Origin of the sequence: Amycolatopsis sp. CA-230715, assembly GCF_018736145.1 — a bacterium.
Taxonomy (GTDB): Bacteria; Actinomycetota; Actinomycetes; order Mycobacteriales; family Pseudonocardiaceae; genus Amycolatopsis.
On record NZ_CP059997.1, the window covers coordinates 1164139 to 1183984 of the forward strand.

A 19846-nucleotide genomic window follows, 5' to 3' on the forward strand; every position below is an offset into this window, starting at 1 on the left:
TCCTCTGCTGTCGGGTTCGACAGACCTTAAAGGACCGGGAAGCGACGCCGATCCGGATCCCGCCGAACGGGCAGCCCGACCGGTTCCGGTCGGCTACTGTGCGTGCCATGACGGAGCTGAACGGGAGCGACGCGGCGCGACGCCGCTCTACGCGGGCCATGGCGTTGTTCGCCGTGACGTGTTTCGCCGTGCCGATCGCGCTGCTGGTGCTCACCGTGCTCGTCCAGCTGGCCAGGGTGCACGAGGACGCGCGGCACCGGTTCGACCTCATCCAGCTCGTGCCGGGGGCGATCTTCCTCGGCTGCGCCGCGTTCGTCTTCACCAGCCGCCGGTACCGGCCGGTGACCTGGTCCGGCACGGCCGTGATGCTCGGCGTCGGCACGTTCTTCGTCGGCGCGCTGATCGCCATCGCGTCGATCGGGCTGCACGAATCGGTCTTCGGCACGATCGGCACGTCCTTCTTCTACTTCCCGGTGCTCGTCGTGGTGCCGCTCGGCTGGCTGCTCGGGCGGTTCGCCTGGCGCGTGCTGCTGTCGCCGCCGATCCCCGAGCTGGCCGAGACCCGGTTCGAGCTCGCCTTCACCTGGCGCGGTTCCCGGCGCGAGCGGCTCACGATCGGTACCGAGCACATCGCGGTGTCGCAGACCTACACCGTTTCCAGCGGCGAGAACAGCCACACCCGCACCACCACGCACGCCTACCCGCTCAGCACGCTCTCGCGAGCCGAACCGATCGTGCTCACCGACGACGACGAGATCCGGTTCGCCGCGTCCTTCTCCCATCAACCCCAGTACACGCTCGGCCCCGCGCTGCGCCTCCGGGTGCAGGGCCAGGAGTGGACGATCCCGGTCGACCACCCGGACGTGCTCGCCGAGCTGGCCCGCCGCCGTGCCGCTTCGGCCAGCACCGCGGGCTCACGGTGAGGTACGCCAGCCCGGTGCCGTCGTGGTGCCGCGCCGCATGCGGTAGGCGTCGTCCGCGTACGGCCTGGTGAAGCGGTAGACCGTGCGCATGGGCGTGCCCGGGTCGGCGTCGTAGAGGGTGTACAGCCGGGTGATCGTCGAGGACCGGATCTGCGAGCCGAGCAGGCCGCCGACCCCCGGCGTCCACGTGCCGCCCGAGGTGGCGGCGTGCTCGCTGCCGTCGGGGCCGAACCCGAAACCGAGGGCGTAGGACACTGGCGAAACGATGCCGTCCGCGAGCACCGGCTGCCCCTGGCAGGGGTACAGCCAGGTGAGCTGCCAGTCGACGAGCGTCCTGCCGTCGCGGGGCAGGAGGTCGCCGACCGGGACGACCTGCCGCGTGGTGGGCATCGCGAAGGACAGCCAGTTCCGGGTCACGGTCGCCTTCAGCCGGAAGGCGACCGCGCCGGGCGGCAGGTTCGTGCCGCGGCTGATCGACACGTCGCGCCAGCCGATGTCGTCCTCGGCGGCGCTGAACTCGGTGGTGCCTGCCACCGCACCGGAGGCCGTCGCGAACTCGGCGGTCAGGCTGTTGCCGTCGCCGGTCTGGCCGCTCACGGTGGTCATGAGCTGGTGGTGCGCGGACAGGCCGGCGGGCAGTTTCAGCCACGGCGAGGTGAACCGCGCCGGGCGGCCGGATTCGTCGGGCACGTTGCCGTAGACCTCGGCGGTGGCGGGGCCCGGCTCCGGCGGGCTCGCGGAGTACCAGACGTTCCGCTCGAACCCGTCCGAGACCGGGGCACCGGAGAGTACGTCGACCGGGCGGGCGGACTCCGGATCCGCGGCACGCAGCACCCGCGCCTCGCCGCACCGGGTGGCGAGCGGATCGCGCACCGCGTCGGCCCACGGCGAGAAGGTGTGCCACGTGCGCGCGGTCGCGACGCCGAACCCGCCGACGAGGAAACCCAGTTCCGCCACCAGGAACCACGCGATCACGAGCGCGGCGGCGGACATCGGCGCGAAGGCGCCACGACGTCTTCGGCGCACCAGAGCGACGGCGACGGCCAGCACGGTGACCACAATGGACACCGACCCGGCCAGAAGTGGTTGTCCGGCAAGGGGAACACCGGGCAGCACGTCGTCGGCCCACACATTGCGGCCCGCACCGGCCAGCAGGACCCAGCCCGCGGCGCCCGCCAGCAGCAGCGCGCCGAACACCAGCGCCCACCGGCCGTCGCCGGACAGCCGCCGCACCAGGCCGGGCCCGGCGAGCGCGGACCAGGTCAGGAAGATCGTCGCCACCCCGGCGAACGCGCCGAAGTGCCAGGTCCACTTGGACGGGGTGAGCACGAGGAGCACGAGACCGAGCGCGCAGGTCCAGCCGGTGAGCCACAGCGCCCACGGCAGCGGCCGCCGTCTTCGCCTGGCCAGCACGCACAGCACGGCGAAGAACGGCAGGACGAGCAGCAGCAACAGCACCGGCGTGCGCAGGGCGAAGTTGCCGAGCGAGCTGTCCCCGAGCAGCGACCGGTAGCGGTCGAACTCGTCGTGCAGCGGATCCGGCGGCCCGGTCTCGAGCTTGCCGCCGAACGACGAACTGCCGCGGAGGAAGTCGGCGAGCGACCCGTCGGCGAACCCGGCGAACGCGGAGACCGCGGCGCACGACAGCACGCACAGAATCGTGGCTGCCGCGCCCGCCCTCGATCCGGCCGTGCGCCGGACCAGTTTCCCCGCCGCGACCGCGCCGAGTGCCAGCGGCAGCACCACGAGCACACCCGCGGTGTGCGCGATCAACCCGAGCGAGGCCGCGCCGACGGCGAGCCCGAGGTACGCCACGCGCTGGCGGCGCCTCGCGGCGAGCACGGCGGCGACGGTGACCGCCAGGCACGCCGCGACCGAAGCCTCCTGCCGGGTGCCGAGCCCGAACGGCAGCCACCAGGCGAGGAACAGCAGCGCGGGCACGAACATCCGCCGCCCGCGCGCCACCTCGGCGACCGCGCTCCGCACCGCCAGCCAGGTGACGATCCCGAACAGCAGCGACGGCACGCGCAGCAGCACCGGGGCGGTGCCGAGGTCCAGCCACCACGAATAGAGCCGCAGCAGCCAGGTGAACGGGACGTAGGAATTGTTGTGGTACATGTAGTAGTTGCCGAAATAGCCCGCGTGCCGGTGGTTTTCGGCCATCGCGTACATCCAGCCGTCGTCACTCGTCCTCGGCGCGAGGAACAGCCACGCGATCAGCGCGGCACCCACGAGCACGTCGGGAGCGCCGATCCGGAAGCGGCGTTCGCGGCGGCTCTTCCTGCGGTGCACCGCGAGCAGGCAGGCCGCCGCGACGACGGCGCTGATCGCGACGACGCCGAGCAGCACGAGTTTCACCGGCGCCGGGGAGTTCGCGAACCGGTCGTCGACCCGCATCGTGACCTCGAGATCGGGACCGGGCAGGGCGGTGATCGCGGTGATGAGCGCGTCCACGTCCGGCATCGCCGAGCCGCCGAGCCGGTGCCCGTCCCTGGTATAGACCAGGCGGCCGTCCACGGTGTCGATCTCGTACCGGCACGAGCCTGCCCGGACCTGATCCCGGAAAAGCACCGCGGTGCCGAGGAAAGCGGTGAGCACGCCGCCGTCCGCGGTGATCCGCAGGCCCTCGGCGTTCCCCGGCCGGTCGGGATCGGTGGTGGCGAACACGACGTGGGAGGCGCGATCGGCTTCGGCGGCGGCCGCCGCTTCGACCGCGCGGCATGAGAAAGCCGCCTTCACCGCGAGGGGTTTACCCGCTTCGAGCGGGAGGAGCGTGGACTCCGGCGCGGTCGCGGCGAGCGGCCAACTGACCGACGGATCGGCGACCTCGACCGGGGCCAGCGGTATCAGCAGCGCGCCGAGCACGGTGAGCGCGCCGGCGCCGCAGGCGATGGCCGTCAGCCACCTCCGGCGGCCGCGGGCGCGCGCCGGTGCCGGAGGTGTCGGCGGACGGCATTCGACGGCAACGGGCGGCGCGGAGATGGCCCCTCCCCAGGAGACAAGGTGGTGTCTCGTGAAGATAAGCCTTTCCGGGAATTTCGATAACCCCTAACAAATCGCCCGAAAGTCCCCGTAAAATTGCCCGTTGAGCCACGCCGCCGCGGAAAATTGAGGGGTCGGAATACGCCGAACGCGCGGAACCATGCCGCCGACCGGCGACATCCCGGGGGCTCGTGTCCCGGTCACCGAACAAAAGAGAACCGGGACACGAGCCGTGCCCTGTTAAGGAATAACCCGGTTTCTCAGGTTGTTGGGATACGGACCCGCGCCGTGGACGCCGAGTTCGTGGGCGAGATCGAAGTTGTAGAAGGGGTGCACGGTGAAGTACCCCTGCAGGTTCTGCCCACCGAAGCAGACCGGGTCCGCCCCGTTCGGCGAGTGGGGGCCGTTGCAGAGGCTCAGCGTGGGATAGCGGAACGAGTCGAGCGGGCGGAAACCGCCGCCGGGCCCGGGGAAGGGCAGGTAGCCGTTGACGCCGCCGGGGTCGCCCGGCCAGTTCGACTCCTCCTTCTGGCGCCGCCCGTCCGCGATCAGGATGCCCTGGATGTTCCGGTCCGGCGGCTCCGTCTCGAGTACGTTCCCGGCGATGAGCGCGCCCTCGCTGAACCCGGCGATGATCACCCGCGTGTTCAGGTCGCAGCCGGATTCGACGTACAGGTTGTGGAGCGCGGTCCGGAGGTTGGCGATCCCGATGTCGACGTTGCTCCACAGGTTCACGTCGGGTTGCGCGTTCGGGTAGGGAATGCGCACCGGGTTGGCGCCCTCGGGCGCGGTGGCGGGGTTGAGCATCCCCGCCGCGCCGCCGTCGGTGTACCCCGGCACCACGAACAGGACCGGGCCGCACGGTTGCGCGGCCTGCGCCGACGGCGCGGGCCCGATAGTCAAACCGGCGGCGGCGGCGAAGGACAGCGCGAGCGCCGTGACCCATCGTCGCCGCCGCGCACCGAATCTGGTCGTCACGACATCTCCTCACTGTGTGTGCTCGACTGGCGCCGCGACCGTAGCGAACGGCGATGAAGCACCGATGAAAAGGCTCCGCGAGCGGCGGGGATCACCAGGGCAGGGTGCCTTCGGCGTCGACGTAGCCGCAGGTGGGGCCGTCGGGGCCGAGCAGCGCCGTGCGCACGATGATCTCGGCGCCCTCCTCGACGGTCTGGACACCGGCGTGGTCGTTGAGATCGGTCTTGGTGAACCCCGGTTCCACCGCGTTGATCCGCATGGTGGGCAACGCTTTCGCGTACTGGACGGTGATCATGTTGACCGCGGTCTTCGACGCGGCGTATGCGACGCCTCGGTAGGCGTACGCCGGGGTCCCCGGGGTGGCGACCCTGGTGAGCGAGGCCAGCCCGCTGCTGACGTTGACCACGACCGGGGCCGGGGAACGCCGCAGCAGCGGGAGGAACGCGTGGAGCACGCGCACCGTGCCGAAGACGTTCGTCTCGAAGGTCCGGCGCAGCACGTCCGCGGTCAGCTCCTCGGCACCGATCACGACCTTGCCGTCGGCCATTTCGTGCTGGGCACCGGCGTTGTTGACGAGGACGTCCAGTCCCCCGTCTGCCTCGATGACCCGCGCCGCGGCATCGACGGACGCGTCATCGGTGATGTCGAGCTGGATCGCCCGCGCGCCAAGCCGTTCGGCGGCCTCGCGCCCGCGCCGGTCGTCCCGGCTTCCTATGTAGACGGTGTGCCCTTCGGCGATGAGCCGTCGTGCCGTCTCGAAGCCGAGCCCCTTGTTCGCGCCGGTGATCAGTGTCGTCGTCATGGATGCGACGCTACGATTGAGAGCGCGCTCGAAGTCAACACGCACCTCGGCCCCGGACTTCAAGGACATCACGGTGCACGCCGGCGGGGTTTCCTGGTACGGCAACTACGCCTAGGTGCTGCGGCTGACCCCCGGCGCTACGATCGAGGGCGTGCTCGAAGTCAACGACGACGGCATCAGCATCGCCGAGGCGGCCCGCCGCACCGGGGTCAGCGTGCACACCCTGCGCTACTACGAACGCGCCGGTCTCGTCGTCACCGCGATCGACCGCACCTCGGGCGGCAGGCGGCGCTACCGGCAGGTCGACCTGAACTGGATCACCGTGTGCACCAAGCTGCGCGCCACCGGCATGCCGATCAGGACCATCCGCCGCTACGCCGAACTCGTCGCCGCCGGGCACGGCAACGAGCAGGAACGGCTCGCCCTCATGGAAGCCCACCGCGCCGACGTGCTCGCCAGGCTCGCGGAAATGCGGCGGAGCCTCGACCTCATCGACCACAAGATCGACGTCTACCGGGGCAGGCTCGCCGCCGGGGACGCCGACCAGCTCTGGGCACCACGCCGCTGAAGTCCGAAGTGGACTCAGGCCGTCAGTGCACGCGCCCGTGGCTTTCCTCCAGCGAGAGCCCGCGCATCCGCCCGTCGATGATCGACCAGAACCGGGAGCACTTCATGGGCTCGCTCGCCGGGCACTTCAGGCCGTGTTCGAGCGCGGTGCGGGCCACCTCGATGCGGTGCTGCCGCTCGGCCAGCTCGGCCAGCTTCCGCTCGATCATCTCCCGCCTGCCGGTGCGCTCACCGTCGAGGTAGGTCCCGATCTCGGCGAGGGAGAATCCGATCTCGGCGAGGAAGAGGACAACGGCGACGTCCTTGACCGCGGACTCGGCGTAACGCCGCCGCCCCGAATCCCGCGAGGACGGCCGCACCAAGCCGAGCTCGTCGTAGTACCGCAGCGCGCTCGTCGGCACGCCGGTGCGCTCGGACAGCTCGCCGATCGACAGCGTCGTCGTGGTCATTGACTTCAAGCCTACTTGAAGTGCTTTGCTCGCCGCATGGACATCGGACAACGGGCACTGGGCCATTTCCTGCGGTGGTGGGCACGGCACGGCGGGCTGGCGCAGTTCCACCGGCCGACCGGAGCGCCGGGACACCTCGCGGGCTGGATCATGGGCAGCCGGTCGTCGAACGTGGCGCGCAACCGTTGGGCGGCAAGGCTTCTCGACGTCCAGCCGACCGACCGCGTGGTCGAAATCGGCTGCGGTCCCGGCGTGGCCGTCGCCGCGCTCAGCGCACTGGCGCCGCGGGGGCTGGTGGTCGGCGTCGACCATTCGGCGGTCATGATCGGCCAGGCCCGCCGCCGCAACCGCGCGGCCGTGCGGGCCGGACGGGTGCGCCTCGTGCACGCGCCGGTCGAAGGACTGTCCACAAGCGACGGACCGTTCGACGCCGCGCTCGCGGTCAACACGATCGGCATGTGGCCGGACCCGGCCGACCGGCTGCGCGAACTCGCGCTGCTGTTGCGCCCCGGCGGACGCATCGCACTGGTTTCGCAGCCGCGCTGCCCCGGCGCCACCGCGGCGACTTCGGCGAACGCCGCCACCGAACTGGCGGCCCTGCTCACCGAAGCCGGGTTCGGGCAGCTCCGGGTCGAACTGCTCGACCTCGATCCGCCGGTGGCGTGCGTGCTCGGACGACTGGTGCCCGAACCGGCGCGGTGATTCGCGAGAACGGGTCTTGCCCTCGACAGTGCCCTGCCGGTCCTGCCGCGTGCCATCGCGGCTGGGCATACTGGCTGGCGGTAGCGGTTCGAGCAGGCCGGAGGTGCCGTGCGCGCGCACGAACAGAAATCGGCGAGCGGACCGCGTGCGGGCACCCCGCGGCGGGACCCGGTCCCGGCGAGCCTGGACGCGGCCCTGATCGCGGCGAACGGCGGCAGGCCCGCCCCGCACCAGGTACTGACGGCCCAGCAGGTGGTGGGCAACAGCGTGGTGGGCCAGTCGATGACCGGTACCGCACCGGTCGTCCAGCGCGCGGTCGACGCCAGCCTCCCCCAGCCCGGCGCGGCCGAACGGTCCGCGGCGGTGCCCGACCTCCCGGCCGCGCTCGTGCAGCAGCTCCAAGCGGCACGCGCCGCGAGCGAACGCGAGGCGGCCCTGCGGGCCATGACCGACTACGTGTGGAACCAGATCGGCGACCAGGACGCCGAACTCCGGGCGAGGGTCCGGTTGCGTTACGTCAACCGCGCCACGGGGCCCGGCGGCGCGATGGCCCTCACCCACGAGCAGCTCGGCGGGGCGGAGGACGACAGTCCGCCGATCGTGCTCAGCATCTACCGCGGCGCGTTCGAGCGCGGTCCCGCGGTGCTCTACAGCACCCTGCGGCACGAACTCATCCACGCCATGCAGCGCTCCATGGTTCCCGACGAGGGCGAGGCCTCGGCCACGGACGAGTTCATGTTCGAAAACCTGTACCCACCGCCGGAGCTGGGCCCCGAAACCCGCGACACCCTGCAGCTGCCCATGCAGGAGATCGAAACGCACGTCTGGGAACTGGTGCACGCGGGCGAAACCGGGGTGGACCAGACCTACCGCACCGAGACGGTCGACTGGCTCGTGCGGTACACCGACGACCTCGTCACCGGGATCGGGGGAACCACCGCCGGCCAGTTCGGCTACTGGCGCAACTACCTCTCCCGGGCCCGGCGCTTGCTGGGCGATGCCGCGGCCGCGCTCGGCACCGAGGCGGCGGCACCGGTGACCGCGGCGGCCGGGCGGCTGGCCGCGGCGATCGCGACCCGTGCCGCCGCGGCCGCGAACTCCGCAGACGACGAAGGCAGGCGGAGCCGCTCACCCGGCGAGCAGCCGTCCAGCAAGCGGACGAAGCGCTGAGCCGGGTCAGTCCAGCAGGTCCTCGATCGTGATCGGGATGTGCCGGACCCGGACACCGGTGGCGTTGTAGACCGCGTTCGCGACCGCCGCCGCCATGCCGACGGTGCCGATCTCGCCGAGCCCTTTCGCGCCGACGGCGTTGTGCAGCGTGTCCGGGTATTCGACGAAGCGGACGTCGACCTCGGGGATGTCCGCGTTCACCGGGAGCAGGTACCCGGCGAAGTCGCCGTTGGCGAGCCTGCCGTTCGCCTCGATCTCCAGCCCTTCGTGCAAGGCGGCCGAGACGCCCCAGATCATGCCGCCCATGAGCTGGCTGCGCGCCGTCTTCTCGTTGATGACCCGGCCGGCGTCGAACACGCCGAGCATGCGGGACACGCGCGCTTCCCGCGTCCACTTGTGCACGCGGACCTCGCAGAACTGGGCGCCGAACGAGCTGAACGAGTGCTTGGTCAGCTCCTCGCCCGGCGCGGAGGACCCGTTCGCGGAGATCGACGGACGGCCCAGCGCCCGCAGCACTTCGCCGTAGGTCATCGACCTGCCGTCGGCGTGCACGCGGCCGTCGGCGTAGGTGACCTCCTCGCCGTCGAACGGCGCGCCGGGCGCGGAGGCCGCGGCGAGCAGGTCGTCGATCACCTTGGCCGCGGCGATCATGATCGCGGTGCCCGCGCTCGCGGTGGCCGTCGAGCCGCCGGACAGGCCGCCGGGCGGGAGCACCGAGTCGCCGAGCTTCGGGGTGATCCGCTCCGGCGCGATGTCCAGCGATTCGCCGCCCACCAGGGAAAGCACCGTCAGCAGGCCGGTCCCCGGGTCCGCGCCGCTCGTCGCGACCTCGGCCGTTTCGTCCGCGAGCAGGGTGACGCCCACGGTGGCCGGGAAGCGCAGCGCGGGGAACATCGCGGTGGCCGTGCCGAGCCCGACGAGCCAGTCGCCGTCGGTGCGCCCGTCCGGCGAGCGGTCCGCCCAGCCGAACCGGTCCGCGCCGACGCGGAAGCACTCGTCGAGGTGCTTGCTCGACCACTGCAGGTCCTTGCCGGGCGGCGCGGTCGAATTGTTCCGCAGGCGCAGCTCGATCGGGTCCATGTCCAGCGCCACGGCCAGCTCGTCCATCGCGCTCTCCAGCGCGAACGACCCTGGCGCCTCCCCCGGCGCCCGCATGAACGTGGTCGGCGGGATGTTCAGCGGCACCATCTTCTGGGTGAGCGCCAGATTCCTGGTCGCGTACCACTCGCGCGAAGTGCCGTGCGAGGTCGGCTCGACGAACGACCGGTTCGTGTCGGTGCTGCACCAGGAATCGTGGCGCAGCGCGACGAGCGTGCCGTCGGGTTCGGCGCCGAGCGTCATCTTCTGCACGGTCGCGGCGCGCCCCGCGGTCGCGGTGAACACCTGCTCCCTGGTGAGCGCGGCCTTCACCGGGCGGCCGAGCGCGATCGACGCGGCCGCGGCCAGGAACGCGGGCGCGGAGGTCCTGCCCTTCCCGCCGAACGCGCCGCCCACGAACGGGTTCACCGCGCGCACGGCTTCCTGGTCCAGCTCCAGCGCGCTCGCGAGCTCCATCACCTGGAGGTGCGATCCCTGGTTTCCACTGTAGACAGTCAGCTCGCCGTTCTCCCACACGGCGACCGCGGAGTGCGGTTCCATCGCGGCGTGGTTCTGGGTCGCCGTGCGGTAGGTCGCCTCGACGACCACCTGGCTCGCCGCCAACGCGTCCTCAAAGGACTCGACGCCGTCCTCGAGCACCTCGAGGGTCGACGGAGAACCGTCCCTCGCCGCAGGCGCTTCCTCGGCGGCGGCAAGGCCTTCCTCCAGCGACGTCAGTGCCGGACGCTCGCGGTAGGAGATCTCGACGAGCGCCGCCGCGTCGCGGGCCTGCTCGAAGGTTTCCGCCACCACGAAGCCGATCGGCTGGCCGTAGTAGGTGACTTCCTTGTCCTGCATGGGCACCCACGTCTCGCCGAACAGCGGCGAGTTCGCGGTGCGCAGGTTCAGCGGGTCGAGCGGTGAGTACACGCCGAGCACGCCGGGAACGCTCATCGCCGCCCCGGTGTCGACGGCCCCGATCTCGCCGTGCGCGATCGTGCTCAGCACGACGTAGCCGTAGACCATGCCGGGGAACTGGTGGTCAGCCCCGTACGTGGCCCGGCCGGTGACCTTCTGCGGCGCGTCCAGCCGGGTCGTCATCAGCGGTTCCCCTCGGTCAGTTCGAGCAGTGCGCGGACGATGGTCCGCTTGAGCAGCGAAGTCTTGAACCCGTTGCCGGACAACGGCTTCGCGCCTTCGACGGCCAGCGCGGCGGCGGCCTCGAAGGAGGCGAGCGTCGCTGGTGCGCCGCGCAGGGCGGTTTCGACGACGGGGAGCCGCCACGGCACGGTGGCCACCCCGCCGACCGCCACCCGCGCGTCCACGACGAGCGAATCCTGGACGTCGAGCGCGACCGCGGCCGAGCACAGCGCGAACTCGTAGGACTGCCTGTCCCGCACCTTGACGTAGGTCGAGCGCGCGGCGAAGTCCAGCCTCGGGACCACGACCTCGGTGATCAGCTCGCCGGGGCGCAGGTCGTTCTCCACCTCGGGGGTGTCTCCCGGCAGGCGGTAGAAGTCGGCCAGCTTCACCACCCGGCTGCCGTCGTCGCCGACCAGCCGTACCTCGGCGTCGAGCGCGACGAGCGCCACCGCGACGTCACTGGCGTGGGTCGCCACGCACGAGTCGCTGGTGCCGAGCACGGCGTGCATCCGGTTGGCGCCGGAGATCGCGGGGCACCCGCTGCCGGGCTCCCGCTTGTTGCACGGCGTGGCGACGTCCCGGAAGTACGTGCACCGGGTGCGCTGCATCAGGTTCCCGCCGATGCTGGCCATGTTCCGCAGCTGCTGGGACGCGCTCAGCAGCAGCGCGCGCGAGATCGCCGGGTAGACGCCGGGATGCGCGGCGATGTCGCCCATCCGCTCCAGCGCACCGAACCGCAGCCCGTCGGCGGTGTCGATGCCGTGCAGCGGCAGCCCGTTGATGTCCTGCACCCGCGACGGCGTGAGCACGTCGAGCTTCATCAGGTCGACGAGGGTGGTCCCGCCCGCCAGGAACGTGCCGGAGTCAGCGACCGCGGCTTCGACGGTCTCGGGCGCGGTCAGCTCAAAGGGACGCATCGACCCTCCCCGCCTTGTCGATCGCGGCCTTCTCGACCGCCGCGACGATGTTCGGGTAGGCGGCGCACCGGCACAGGTTGCCGGACATGAACTCCCGCACGTCCTCGACGCCCTGCTCGACGGCCGCGACGGCGGACATCACCTGACCCGAGGTGCAGAACCCGCACTGCAGCGCGTCCTGCTCGACGAACGCCTGCTGGACGGGGTGCAGTCCGTCCTCTGTGGACAGTCCTTCGACCGTGGTCACCTCCTGCTTCACGGTCGCGGCGAGGGTGAGGCACGAGAGCACGGGCCTGCCGCCGACGTGCACGGTGCAGGCACCGCACTGGCCGCGGTCGCAGCCCTTCTTCGGGCCGGTGATGGCGAGGCGCTCGCGCAGCGCGTCGAGCAGCGTCACGCCGGGATCGACGCTGAGGCGCGCGGGCCTGCCATTGACTTCGAGCGAGATGTCCACGGGATCTCTTTCCCAGATCGTCCACTGAGGGAGCGTGAGGCACAGTGCTGGTGGTGGGAGTGTGTCGGGATTGTCACGGCGAGCAACCGGATATTCATCCGCTTCGCCGTGCGTTCGAGGCTAGCGGATGAGAATCCGCTTCGCAATGAAAGTCTCACCCCGGAGTTGCTCCAGGTCTGCGTGGTCTTGGGCTACATTCCACGATGAACGAGACGAACGCGAGAGGAGGAGCGATGACGACGGGCTCGGTCAACCCCCGGCGCGCGGACACGCGGCGTAACCACGAACGCATCCTGACCGCGGCCGCGGATTCGCTGGCCGCGACCGGCGAGGTCTCGTTCAACGCCGTCGCGAAGGCCGCCGAAGTCGGGGTCGGCACGGTGTACCGGCACTTCCCCACGCCGGAGGCGCTCATCCTGGCGGTCTACGACCGCGAAGTGCGGCACCTCGTCGAGGTCGTGCCGAAGCTGCTCGCCCGGCACGCCCCTGACCGGGCCTTCCTGGTGTGGACCACCGATCACCTGGCGCACTACATGATGACCAAGCGGGGCCTCGCCAACGCGCTGCGCGTGGCGACGGTGGCCGAGGGCAAGCTGCCCGCGGACGCCTACGAGTCCATGGTCGGCGCGGTCGCCACCCTGCTGGAAGCCAATGTCGAAGCGGGCGCCGTCCGCGCGGGCCTGGCCCCGGAAACCGTCCTGCGCGGACTGGGCGGACTGCTGTACCTGGACCCGAACGGCGACTGGAAACGCGAGACCGAGAAGCTCGCCGACCTGCTGTGGCGCGGAATGTCCGCGTGCCCTCGGGACTGCGAATAGCGGTGCGCGCACATGGTTTTCTGTCCATTGTGGTCATTCGTGGACACCGGTGATTCCCGAAACCGGTTCGCGCAACTCGGCGAGCACCCGGGATTCGCCGCCGCCGAGGAACACTGAGCGGATCCGCCCGCCGAGGTCGGACACGTAGGCGATCTCGTCGTCCACGGCGAGCCCGATGGCCTCGCGGAAACCGCGGGCGAGGATCTGGGGCTTCTCCCCCGCCGCGCGAAGCGGAGCGCGGTTGAGCGTGTTGCCGTCCGGCTCGGCGCCGCGATCGGTCCAGTACAGCCAGCCGTCGCGGATCTCGAGATCGATCGGCTCCGGGAGCCCGTCCCACAGCACCTCGGCATCCGACCGGCGGTCCGCGCGCTCCCCCGCAGGAATGTCCAGCCCAGCACGGAAGATCCGCCCATGCCCGCCTTTCGCAGGCCCCTTCTGCGTCCAGTACAAGTACTCGGTGTCGACCGCGACTCCGACGCACTCCTGCCGCCACGACGAGTCGCGCGCGTTCACCACGAGATCGGTCAGCTCGGTACCGTCGACACGAACGCGGCTCACCCGGCACCCCTCGCGGTCGCTCCAGTACAAGGTCCCGGCGCCGTCGGACACGAGCTGCTTGCCGGTCGTGATCGCCCCGGGCGGCAGCAGGTCGCGCGCACCGGTCCCGTCCAACCCCACCGCGTGCAGCCCACCGTTGGGCCGCGAATAGTCCAAACCGGACTCCCGCGTCTTTGCCGACGCCCTCGTGGGCACCCCCATGGTCGTCCAGTAGACGACACCGTCGAGCACGGCCACCCCGTCGGGAAAGGGGGCCGCACCGCCGAAAACGGTCGTGACCCGTCCATCCGGGACACTCACGCGCAGGATCGACCCCGACGTGATACCCAGCGCCAACACCGCGGTGAACAAACGGCGGCCCTCCTGCCCTGATCGCTTTCGCGCTCAGGAAAGCACAGGAAGGCCGCCGTCGCCCCTCGATGATCTCGGAGGGGTCAGTGCGTTGTCGTCGCGCGATCAGCGCATCGCGCGGCCTGCGGTCCGCACGAACGCCGACCACGCGGCGGGTGCCACGGTCAAATTCCCCGCGGCCCGGTTCTTCGTGTCGCGAACGCCTACCTCGTCCGCGCCGATCGCTACTTCAACACAATCGCCTTGGTTCCCGCTGTAGCTGCTCTTGCGCCAGCGGCTTCGCGTCATGAGGCAATCTCCATTTCGTCTGCTAACTCTGCGATGAGTCCCGTTGTGGCAGCAGGGCTCATCGCTTCCCGGCGGAGAGTATCCGCCGCCGCGCGATAGTCAGCGACATCCCGGGCATCGGTCAGGGTCGTCGCGGACCGGTAGTGCTCCAGCTGAACGATCGGCTGCCCGATCTCCGGTTCGATGTACACGAACGGGCCTTCGAGGGCGGGCGAGTAGCCGACGCTCAGCGGAAGCGCCTGGACGGTGATGGTTTCCAGTTCGGCGAGCCTGGTCAACTGCCGGAGTTGTTCCACCATCACACTTCGCGGGCAGGGCGGATACCGGAGGGCGGCCTCGCCGATGATCGCGTGGAACGGCACTGGGTTGTGGCGGGTGATCGCGTCGCGCCGACCCATCCGGTACAGAACACGCTGTTCGGCTTCGCCGCGTTCCGCTCCGGCGGCGACCATGATCGCGCGGGCGTAGTCGCTCGTCTGGAGCATCCCGGGCACCAGCAGCGGTTGGACGTTCACGATCAGCTTCGCAGTGCGCTCGTACTCGGTGAGCGCGGCCAGATGCCGAAGGACGCCCGGCGCGACCCAGTTCGGATCGGCGGCGTCCCGCGCGAGATCGACGAGCCGGTCGCGTTCCTCGCCGGTCACCCCGAGAATGCCGAGCACCGCCGCGGTGTCGTTCGGGCTCGGCGCGACCTTGCCGGACTCCCACCGGGACACGGCGGTGTGATGCTTACCCACCTGCTCGCCGAGGTCCCGAGTCGTCATCCCCGCCGCCTTGCGGGCCTCGCGCAAGGCCGCGCCGAGTGCGCGCGCACGGGGACTGTTCGCGGTGCTCACCATGCACCAAATCCTAGATCAGGGCCGCCGGGGCCACGGGTCCATCCGATCGGGCGATTGCCTCTCAGTGGTGCATGCACCATCGTATTGGACACGCACCACAGTGTTGGAACCGAAGCATACTACTACTGGGACAGCCTCTCGGGTTCGCCTTCGTCCTGCGGGCGAGCGCGCCCCGGGATGGAGCCGGTGCCAGTCCCGCCACGACCCGGGACTGGCACCGCGCCACGACGTTCGCGGCGGAAGGACGGAAGAAATGATCGCGCTCTGGCTACTGCCGCCACTGGTCGTGGCTATCGCACTGCCGCTCGCGCACCGGCTCGCCGCTTATGTGCCACCGAGACACGAAGCGCCTGCCGCTCGAACCCGCGTGGTACTCGACGAGGCGTACGGGTACGAGCACGTCGAGCCGCTCACGCGAAGCGATTTGGTGGCACTGTTGTGAGCTGGGCGAGTTGCGACGACGGTCGGCGGCACTGGATCGTCCGCGAGTACCGGAGCCGCGACGGGGTGACGGTGCGGACCGCGTGCGGCACGGTGTTCGGTCCGAGTAGCCGCACTGCCCAGGAGATGTGCGCGAAATGCGCCACTGCCCGAAGGAACCGGGAATGAGCTTCTACGTCACCTACGTGCGCCACGCCAGCGATGCCCGGCACACGGTGCACCGGCTGCGGCACTACAGCGGCCGTGAGTCCGAAGTCGAGCTGGACTGTGGGAAGCGGTTCGTTCCCTACGACCTGTTCCGTCTCGACGAGGACGAGTGGCGCCGCGACACCGGCTGCCCCGGCTGTGACAACCACTTGCTGACCCTGGTCGACGGCGAGGGCTGCACTTGGCGCGAGGCGCCCGACACCCACGGACATCCCTCCGGCGAGTTTTCCGTTCTGGCGCCGCCGGGCGAGACCCCGGACGAGCTGACCCCGTTGGTCGAGATCGTGCGCATGTGGGGAATCCGCGAACTCAGCTGAGTCCTCGTTCGCCGAGCCTGAAGTGGGCCAACGATTTCGAACGCCGGGCGCGCCAATTCCACCCTTCGACCGATAGCGGTTGAAGGGACCCGGATTTCGGCCAGTCCACTGTGGATACAGTGGACTGCCGGGCCGCCAGTGGCGGCAAGGTTTCTTAGGCTGCGCGGGGTTGGGCGGTGTGGCGGTTCGATCGGGATCTTCGCCATGGGTCGACGAACTCGGGTGGGGTGAACACCGGAAGGCCGTCGACCATGCGGAGTTTCCAGTCACTACGATGTAAAAGTCTGTGGTGATGAGCACATAACAGCACGAGATTACCTAAATCGGTGGTGCCGCCGTGTGCCCATGGGACGACGTGGTGCGCTTCGCAATGCCGCGGGGTCCGCGAGCATCCGGGGAAACAACACCCGCCATCCCGCAATGCCAACATGAAGCGAAGCGCCTCAGTCACCAATCGCCTCGCCCGCCCCATCTCCAGGGGCTGGCCCTTGCCGTCGAGTATGGCCGGGATGACCCGGCAGTCACACGCCAGAATCCGGGCCTCGCTCGCCGTGATGTCGGTGACCATGTCCAGACACGCCTTGCCCAGCTCAGCTTCAAGTCCGCCAGGGGAATGGTCACGATCAGATCCGACCGGCCACCACTGCGATTCGGCGAATCGGGATGACTTCCGGCGAGCGCCACCAACTCCATGAACGCGTCCCCATACCGCTCCGCCCGACTCCGCACCACGGGGCCATCGGACTCCTCAGCGCGGGGCATCGCGAGAGGGTCCAGCAGGGCGAGGGTTTTCGCGGCCGACACGGGATCGAGGTAGCCGTCGAACTTCGCCGAACCATCCTTGCGCTGATGAACGTTCAGCTCCCGCCTCGGCTCAGGGATGTCGCGGGGTTCGGGGCCGTCGGGATCGAGGCGGCCGAGGATTTCCTTACCCGCCTTGCCGATCTCCCTGACACCCGCCCTCCGCGCCAACTCGACCAGAGTCTGTTCCGCGAACTCCCGATCCTCCCCCGACACCGCTGCCGGGATCTTTTCCAGCACCCGCACGATCCCATCCACATGCTCCGGCGAGATCTCACCCTCCCGCACAGCCTCACCGACAACAGGCGCGACAGCGGGAATCTCCGCACCATCAATCCCCTGACCAGGATTGGTGGCCAGCGCCCGCTTCACCAGCTTCTTCACACCCGGACCGGAACTGCGCGCGATATCCGCCACCAACCCAGCCACACCGCTGTACCCCAAAGCACGGGCGCCACCGTTGTCCAGATGCGCGATGATGCGGTGAATGCGGGCTTCTTGGCGCCACCAGGATACGAACTCCTCCCGCAACAGCACAGCCAGCTCGCCCGCGGGAAGCTGCCACAGTTCCTGTTGCGGCACAAGGGAAGGAGAAGTCTCGGACACCCTGCCAGTCTACCGCCGATCGCACGCACGTTCGATAGCCCAAACGGGCGAAACACGCGAGCATCACCACGAAACCCGTTGGCACACAACAATTTCCGACAACAGCGTCGCAAAGTGCAGCGACACCAACAAAAACGAAACCCCGCGAACCAACCACGACAGCCACCAGCAGGAAGACCAAGCGCACCACGAGAAATCACGACAGGAGGTGTCGTGATTCGCTGAGAGCCTGGTTCGAAGACAGCCCCAGAAGTCACGTAACGAGAGAGGGTTCCTCGTGGGATCTCAGGTCAATCCGTGCATCACGTTCAACGGCAACGCGCGGCACGCGATGGAGTTCTACCGGGAGGTCTTCGGCGGTGAGCTGGAGCTGGGCACCGTCGCGGACTTCGGGTCGCCGGACTCGCCCAACGCCGACACAGTCATGCACGCCCGCCTCGACACCGCGGCTGGCTACACGCTGATGGCATGGGACTTTCCCGACGATAGGCCGGGCCACCCGCCCTATCGGCCAGGGAACAACGTCGCGCTCTTCCTGGACGGCGACGGCGACGACAACGAACTGCGCGACTACTTCGAGAAGCTGTCCGAAGGTGGCACCGTCACCTTGCCGCTGGAGAAGCAGGTTTGGGGCGACGAGGCGGGTTCGGTCGTCGACCGGTTCGGGATCACCTGGATGGTCAACATCAAAGCCCAGCACCGGTGATCAACCAGCCGCGGCCTTGGCCAGCAGCCGCCTGAGCTGGCGCTGTTCGGCCGGGCTGAGCTGGGCGACCCGCGATCGGGTGGCCATCGCCGTCGCGAGGCGGCGCCGGGTTTCGAGTCCGCGCTCGGTGAGGGTCACGATCTTGGCGCGACGGTTCTGCTACGACGCCGACTTCCCCGACATGATGCGCGAGGACGCCGACATCATGCTGGTACCGGGCGGCGACTGGCCCGAGTTTGGCCGGGCGCACACCGAGATGTCGAGCCTGCGCGCGATCGAGAACGGCTACGCACTGGTCCGGCAGGACTTCAGCGGCTGGTCGGCCGGGTTCGACCACCAGGGGCGGACGCTCTCGACGCAGGACACCACCGTCGACCACGACTCGTGGATCCTCGACGTCCCCGCCCGCGGCACGACGACGGCCTACCGCCTCTTCGGCGACGTCTTCGCCTGGCTGTGCCTGGCGGGCACGATCGTCCTGATCGGACAGACCGCGCTCGCCCGCAGGGCGGCTACCCGGAAGCGCCGATAGTACCCTATGTCCACAATGGACTTTGAGAAACCGGTGCCCCGCCGCGCCATACGCGCCGGACCGAGAGCGTGTCGCCGATGGCCGTGGTCGGATCACCGGCGACCAGCACGAGGTCGGCGCGGAGCCCCGGCTCGATCCGGCCGCGGTCGCCGAGGCCGAACCGGCGTGCCGGAACGGAGGTCGCCGCCCGCAATGCTTCCGTCGGCGTCAACCCTGCCATCACCAGGAGCCGCAGTTCGTCGTGCAGGCTGGCGCCGTGGGCCATTCCCGGTGCGCCGAGGTGGGCGGCGTCCGTGCCCGCGAGAATGTCGACGCCCGCGCGGTGCAGGGCTGCGAGCGCTTCGAGGGCGTAGCCGAAGTTTTCGCGTGGACTCGTCGCGATCGCGCCGGACAGGTTGTCGAGCCATTCGGGCGTCAGCTTCGGATGCACCCGCGGATCCTTGGCCAGCGACGCACCGGCACTCGCGCCGGTGATCGACGCGATCACCGACAGGGTGGGAATCACGAAGGCACCGGCGGCGATCTTCCCGATCAGCTCGTCGGTGTGCGGCCGGTCGAAGAAGAGGTGGGTGAGCCCGTCGACTCCGGCGCCGACGACCTGGTTCGCGGTGTCGACGGTCATCGCGTGCGCCAGCACCATTTTGCCGCGGGCGTGGCCCTCGCGAACGGTCGCCGCGACCAGTTCGGGAGCGAGGCTGGGCAGGGAAGAGCCGAACAGATGGCCGTCCTCCACGAGCACCTTGAGGTAGTCGGCGCCCTCGTCGATCCTGGCTTCGACGAACGCCGGGATCTCGGCCACGCGCGTGGCCGTCGGCCACTCCGGGTCGCCCTCCCCTTTCCGGAGCTGGTGCGGGTGCCCGTCCGCGGGCGTGAGCCCAATGGACGAGGAGCGCACGTCGGCCAGGTCACTCGACTCGGAAGCCTTGCGGCGCACCGGAATCATCCGCTCCGGGATCGAGAGCATGTCGAATTCGGTGGTGATCCCGAACGTCAGCGCCTGGCGGAGCGATTCGGCGTCGGTGTGCGTGTGCGCGTCGATGAAGCCGGGCAGCACCGTGGCACCGGTGCCGTCGACCAGGTCGACCCCCTCGGGGCGGTCGCCCGCGACGCGCGCGATCTTGCCGTCGGCGACTTCGACATCGACGATCCCGAGCGGATTCTCACCGTCGAAGACGCGGGCGCCGGTGATGATGAAGTGGTTCACGGCTGAACCGTAAG

At 69.9% G+C, this 19846-nt stretch carries 23 protein-coding genes; 9 read left to right on the forward strand and 14 right to left on the reverse strand.

What is annotated here, in order from left to right; translation table 11 throughout:
- Nucleotides 1–107 precede the first annotated feature (107 nt).
- Nucleotides 108–923 (forward strand): hypothetical protein, encoded by an 816-nt coding sequence (locus tag HUW46_RS05555; RefSeq protein WP_215546250.1) that lies wholly within the window; start codon nt 108–110, stop codon nt 921–923.
- On the opposite strand, the gene HUW46_RS05560 is transcribed toward HUW46_RS05555, so the two are convergent.
- The 3 genes from HUW46_RS05560 to HUW46_RS05570 form a co-directional block, all read right to left on the reverse strand.
- Nucleotides 915–3788: an arabinosyltransferase domain-containing protein gene (locus HUW46_RS05560; protein WP_215546251.1), complete on the reverse strand. Its 2874-nt coding sequence runs from the start codon at nt 3786–3788 to the stop codon at nt 915–917. The two genes, HUW46_RS05555 and HUW46_RS05560, sit on opposite strands and share 9 nt — an antisense overlap.
- A 357-nt stretch (nt 3789–4145) precedes the next feature.
- Entirely contained in the window at nt 4146–4883 is a 738-nt protein-coding gene (locus tag HUW46_RS05565; protein ID WP_254125829.1) for a hypothetical protein, read from the reverse strand.
- Nucleotides 4884–4974: 91 nt separating this feature from the next.
- Nucleotides 4975–5685 (reverse strand): SDR family NAD(P)-dependent oxidoreductase, encoded by a 711-nt coding sequence (locus tag HUW46_RS05570; protein ID WP_215546252.1) that lies wholly within the window; start codon nt 5683–5685, stop codon nt 4975–4977.
- Nucleotides 5686–5836: 151 nt separating this feature from the next.
- Here HUW46_RS05570 and HUW46_RS05575 point away from each other — a divergent pair, with 151 nt between their 5' ends.
- Nucleotides 5837–6253, forward strand: coding sequence for a MerR family transcriptional regulator (locus HUW46_RS05575; RefSeq protein WP_254125831.1), 417 nt, complete (start codon nt 5837–5839; stop codon nt 6251–6253).
- A 22-nt stretch (nt 6254–6275) separates the two neighbouring features.
- Here HUW46_RS05575 and HUW46_RS05580 read toward each other — a convergent pair whose 3' ends face one another.
- Nucleotides 6276–6701, reverse strand: coding sequence for a MerR family transcriptional regulator (locus HUW46_RS05580; RefSeq protein ID WP_215546253.1), 426 nt, complete (start codon nt 6699–6701; stop codon nt 6276–6278).
- Nucleotides 6702–6737: 36 nt separating this feature from the next.
- Here HUW46_RS05580 and HUW46_RS05585 point away from each other — a divergent pair, with 36 nt between their 5' ends.
- Both HUW46_RS05585 and HUW46_RS05590 read left to right on the forward strand, forming a co-directional pair.
- Complete coding sequence (locus tag HUW46_RS05585) at nt 6738–7403, forward strand: class I SAM-dependent methyltransferase (RefSeq protein WP_215546254.1); 666 nt, start codon at nt 6738–6740, stop codon at nt 7401–7403.
- A gap of 108 nt (nt 7404–7511) precedes the next feature.
- On the forward strand, nt 7512–8573 hold the full coding sequence (locus tag HUW46_RS05590) for a hypothetical protein (protein ID WP_215546255.1): 1062 nt from the start codon (nt 7512–7514) through the stop codon (nt 8571–8573).
- A gap of 6 nt (nt 8574–8579) precedes the next feature.
- Here HUW46_RS05590 and HUW46_RS05595 read toward each other — a convergent pair whose 3' ends face one another.
- From HUW46_RS05595 to HUW46_RS05605, 3 genes are read right to left on the reverse strand one after another with little or no spacing between them, the layout of a single operon-like run.
- Complete coding sequence (locus HUW46_RS05595) at nt 8580–10751, reverse strand: xanthine dehydrogenase family protein molybdopterin-binding subunit (protein WP_215546256.1); 2172 nt, start codon at nt 10749–10751, stop codon at nt 8580–8582.
- Nucleotides 10751–11710, reverse strand: coding sequence for an FAD binding domain-containing protein (locus HUW46_RS05600; protein WP_215546257.1), 960 nt, complete (start codon nt 11708–11710; stop codon nt 10751–10753). The genes HUW46_RS05595 and HUW46_RS05600 overlap by 1 nt, the downstream gene beginning before the upstream one ends.
- Nucleotides 11697–12164: a (2Fe-2S)-binding protein gene (locus tag HUW46_RS05605; protein ID WP_215546258.1), complete on the reverse strand. Its 468-nt coding sequence runs from the start codon at nt 12162–12164 to the stop codon at nt 11697–11699. Before HUW46_RS05605 ends, HUW46_RS05600 begins: the two co-directional genes overlap by 14 nt.
- Nucleotides 12165–12397: 233 nt before the next feature.
- On the opposite strand from HUW46_RS05605, the gene HUW46_RS05610 reads away from it, so the two are divergent.
- Nucleotides 12398–12982, forward strand: a complete 585-nt coding sequence (locus tag HUW46_RS05610) for a TetR/AcrR family transcriptional regulator (RefSeq protein WP_215546259.1) — start codon at nt 12398–12400, stop codon at nt 12980–12982.
- Nucleotides 12983–13015: 33 nt separating this feature from the next.
- Here the strand turns inward: HUW46_RS05610 and HUW46_RS05615 are convergent, their stop codons facing one another.
- From HUW46_RS05615 to HUW46_RS05625, 3 genes are all read right to left on the reverse strand, one after another.
- On the reverse strand, nt 13016–13840 hold the full coding sequence (locus HUW46_RS05615) for a hypothetical protein (RefSeq protein ID WP_254125833.1): 825 nt from the start codon (nt 13838–13840) through the stop codon (nt 13016–13018).
- A gap of 156 nt (nt 13841–13996) precedes the next feature.
- Complete coding sequence (locus HUW46_RS05620) at nt 13997–14179, reverse strand: DUF397 domain-containing protein (protein WP_215546261.1); 183 nt, start codon at nt 14177–14179, stop codon at nt 13997–13999.
- Entirely contained in the window at nt 14176–15018 is an 843-nt protein-coding gene (locus HUW46_RS05625; RefSeq protein ID WP_215546262.1) for a helix-turn-helix domain-containing protein, read from the reverse strand. The genes HUW46_RS05620 and HUW46_RS05625 overlap by 4 nt, the downstream gene beginning before the upstream one ends.
- A 253-nt stretch (nt 15019–15271) precedes the next feature.
- On the opposite strand from HUW46_RS05625, the gene HUW46_RS05630 reads away from it, so the two are divergent.
- Together HUW46_RS05630 and HUW46_RS05635 are read left to right on the forward strand one after the other, a co-directional pair.
- The gene (locus HUW46_RS05630; RefSeq protein WP_215546263.1) at nt 15272–15460 is read left to right on the forward strand and encodes a hypothetical protein; all 189 of its coding nucleotides are present in this window, start codon (nt 15272–15274) and stop codon (nt 15458–15460) included.
- A gap of 163 nt (nt 15461–15623) precedes the next feature.
- A complete protein-coding gene (locus HUW46_RS05635; RefSeq protein ID WP_215546264.1) occupies nt 15624–15983 on the forward strand; it encodes a hypothetical protein in 360 nt (119 codons plus the stop codon).
- A 154-nt stretch (nt 15984–16137) separates the two neighbouring features.
- Here HUW46_RS05635 and HUW46_RS48990 read toward each other — a convergent pair whose 3' ends face one another.
- The gene (locus HUW46_RS48990) at nt 16138–16455 is read right to left on the reverse strand and encodes an HNH endonuclease signature motif containing protein (protein ID WP_442860916.1); all 318 of its coding nucleotides are present in this window, start codon (nt 16453–16455) and stop codon (nt 16138–16140) included.
- Nucleotides 16431–17390, reverse strand: a complete 960-nt coding sequence (locus HUW46_RS48210) for a DUF222 domain-containing protein (RefSeq protein ID WP_254125835.1) — start codon at nt 17388–17390, stop codon at nt 16431–16433. Before HUW46_RS48210 ends, HUW46_RS48990 begins: the two co-directional genes overlap by 25 nt.
- A gap of 277 nt (nt 17391–17667) precedes the next feature.
- Between HUW46_RS48210 and HUW46_RS05645 the strand changes: the two genes are divergently transcribed.
- A complete protein-coding gene (locus tag HUW46_RS05645) occupies nt 17668–18096 on the forward strand; it encodes a VOC family protein (RefSeq protein ID WP_215546266.1) in 429 nt (142 codons plus the stop codon).
- Here HUW46_RS05645 and HUW46_RS05650 read toward each other — a convergent pair whose 3' ends face one another.
- On the reverse strand, nt 18097–18234 hold the full coding sequence (locus HUW46_RS05650) for a hypothetical protein (RefSeq protein WP_215546267.1): 138 nt from the start codon (nt 18232–18234) through the stop codon (nt 18097–18099).
- Nucleotides 18235–18238: 4 nt separating this feature from the next.
- Here HUW46_RS05650 and HUW46_RS05655 point away from each other — a divergent pair, with 4 nt between their 5' ends.
- Nucleotides 18239–18628, forward strand: a complete 390-nt coding sequence (locus HUW46_RS05655) for a hypothetical protein (protein WP_215546268.1) — start codon at nt 18239–18241, stop codon at nt 18626–18628.
- Between the two features lie 4 nt (nt 18629–18632).
- On the opposite strand, the gene HUW46_RS05660 is transcribed toward HUW46_RS05655, so the two are convergent.
- The gene (locus tag HUW46_RS05660) at nt 18633–19832 is read right to left on the reverse strand and encodes an amidohydrolase family protein (protein ID WP_215546269.1); all 1200 of its coding nucleotides are present in this window, start codon (nt 19830–19832) and stop codon (nt 18633–18635) included.
- Between the last annotated feature and the right edge of the window lie 14 nt (nt 19833–19846).

Bases quoted from the DNA above. Each gene is read 5' to 3' on its own strand.
- HUW46_RS05555 (WP_215546250.1), top strand. From the start codon at position 108: ATGACGGAGCTGAACGGGAGCGACGCGGCGCGACGCCGCTCTACGCGG.
- HUW46_RS05570 (WP_215546252.1), bottom strand. From the start codon at position 5,685: ATGACGACGACACTGATCACCGGCGCGAACAAGGGGCTCGGCTTCGAG.
- HUW46_RS05580 (WP_215546253.1), bottom strand. From the start codon at position 6,701: ATGACCACGACGACGCTGTCGATCGGCGAGCTGTCCGAGCGCACCGGC.
- HUW46_RS05585 (WP_215546254.1), top strand. From the start codon at position 6,738: ATGGACATCGGACAACGGGCACTGGGCCATTTCCTGCGGTGGTGGGCA.
- HUW46_RS05595 (WP_215546256.1), bottom strand. From the start codon at position 10,751: ATGACGACCCGGCTGGACGCGCCGCAGAAGGTCACCGGCCGGGCCACG.
- HUW46_RS05600 (WP_215546257.1), bottom strand. From the start codon at position 11,710: ATGCGTCCCTTTGAGCTGACCGCGCCCGAGACCGTCGAAGCCGCGGTC.
- HUW46_RS05610 (WP_215546259.1), top strand. From the start codon at position 12,398: ATGACGACGGGCTCGGTCAACCCCCGGCGCGCGGACACGCGGCGTAAC.
- HUW46_RS05620 (WP_215546261.1), bottom strand. From the start codon at position 14,179: ATGACGCGAAGCCGCTGGCGCAAGAGCAGCTACAGCGGGAACCAAGGC.
- HUW46_RS05625 (WP_215546262.1), bottom strand. From the start codon at position 15,018: ATGGTGAGCACCGCGAACAGTCCCCGTGCGCGCGCACTCGGCGCGGCC.
- HUW46_RS05630 (WP_215546263.1), top strand. From the start codon at position 15,272: ATGATCGCGCTCTGGCTACTGCCGCCACTGGTCGTGGCTATCGCACTG.
- HUW46_RS05635 (WP_215546264.1), top strand. From the start codon at position 15,624: ATGAGCTTCTACGTCACCTACGTGCGCCACGCCAGCGATGCCCGGCAC.
- HUW46_RS48990 (WP_442860916.1), bottom strand. From the start codon at position 16,455: ATGGGGCGGGCGAGGCGATTGGTGACTGAGGCGCTTCGCTTCATGTTG.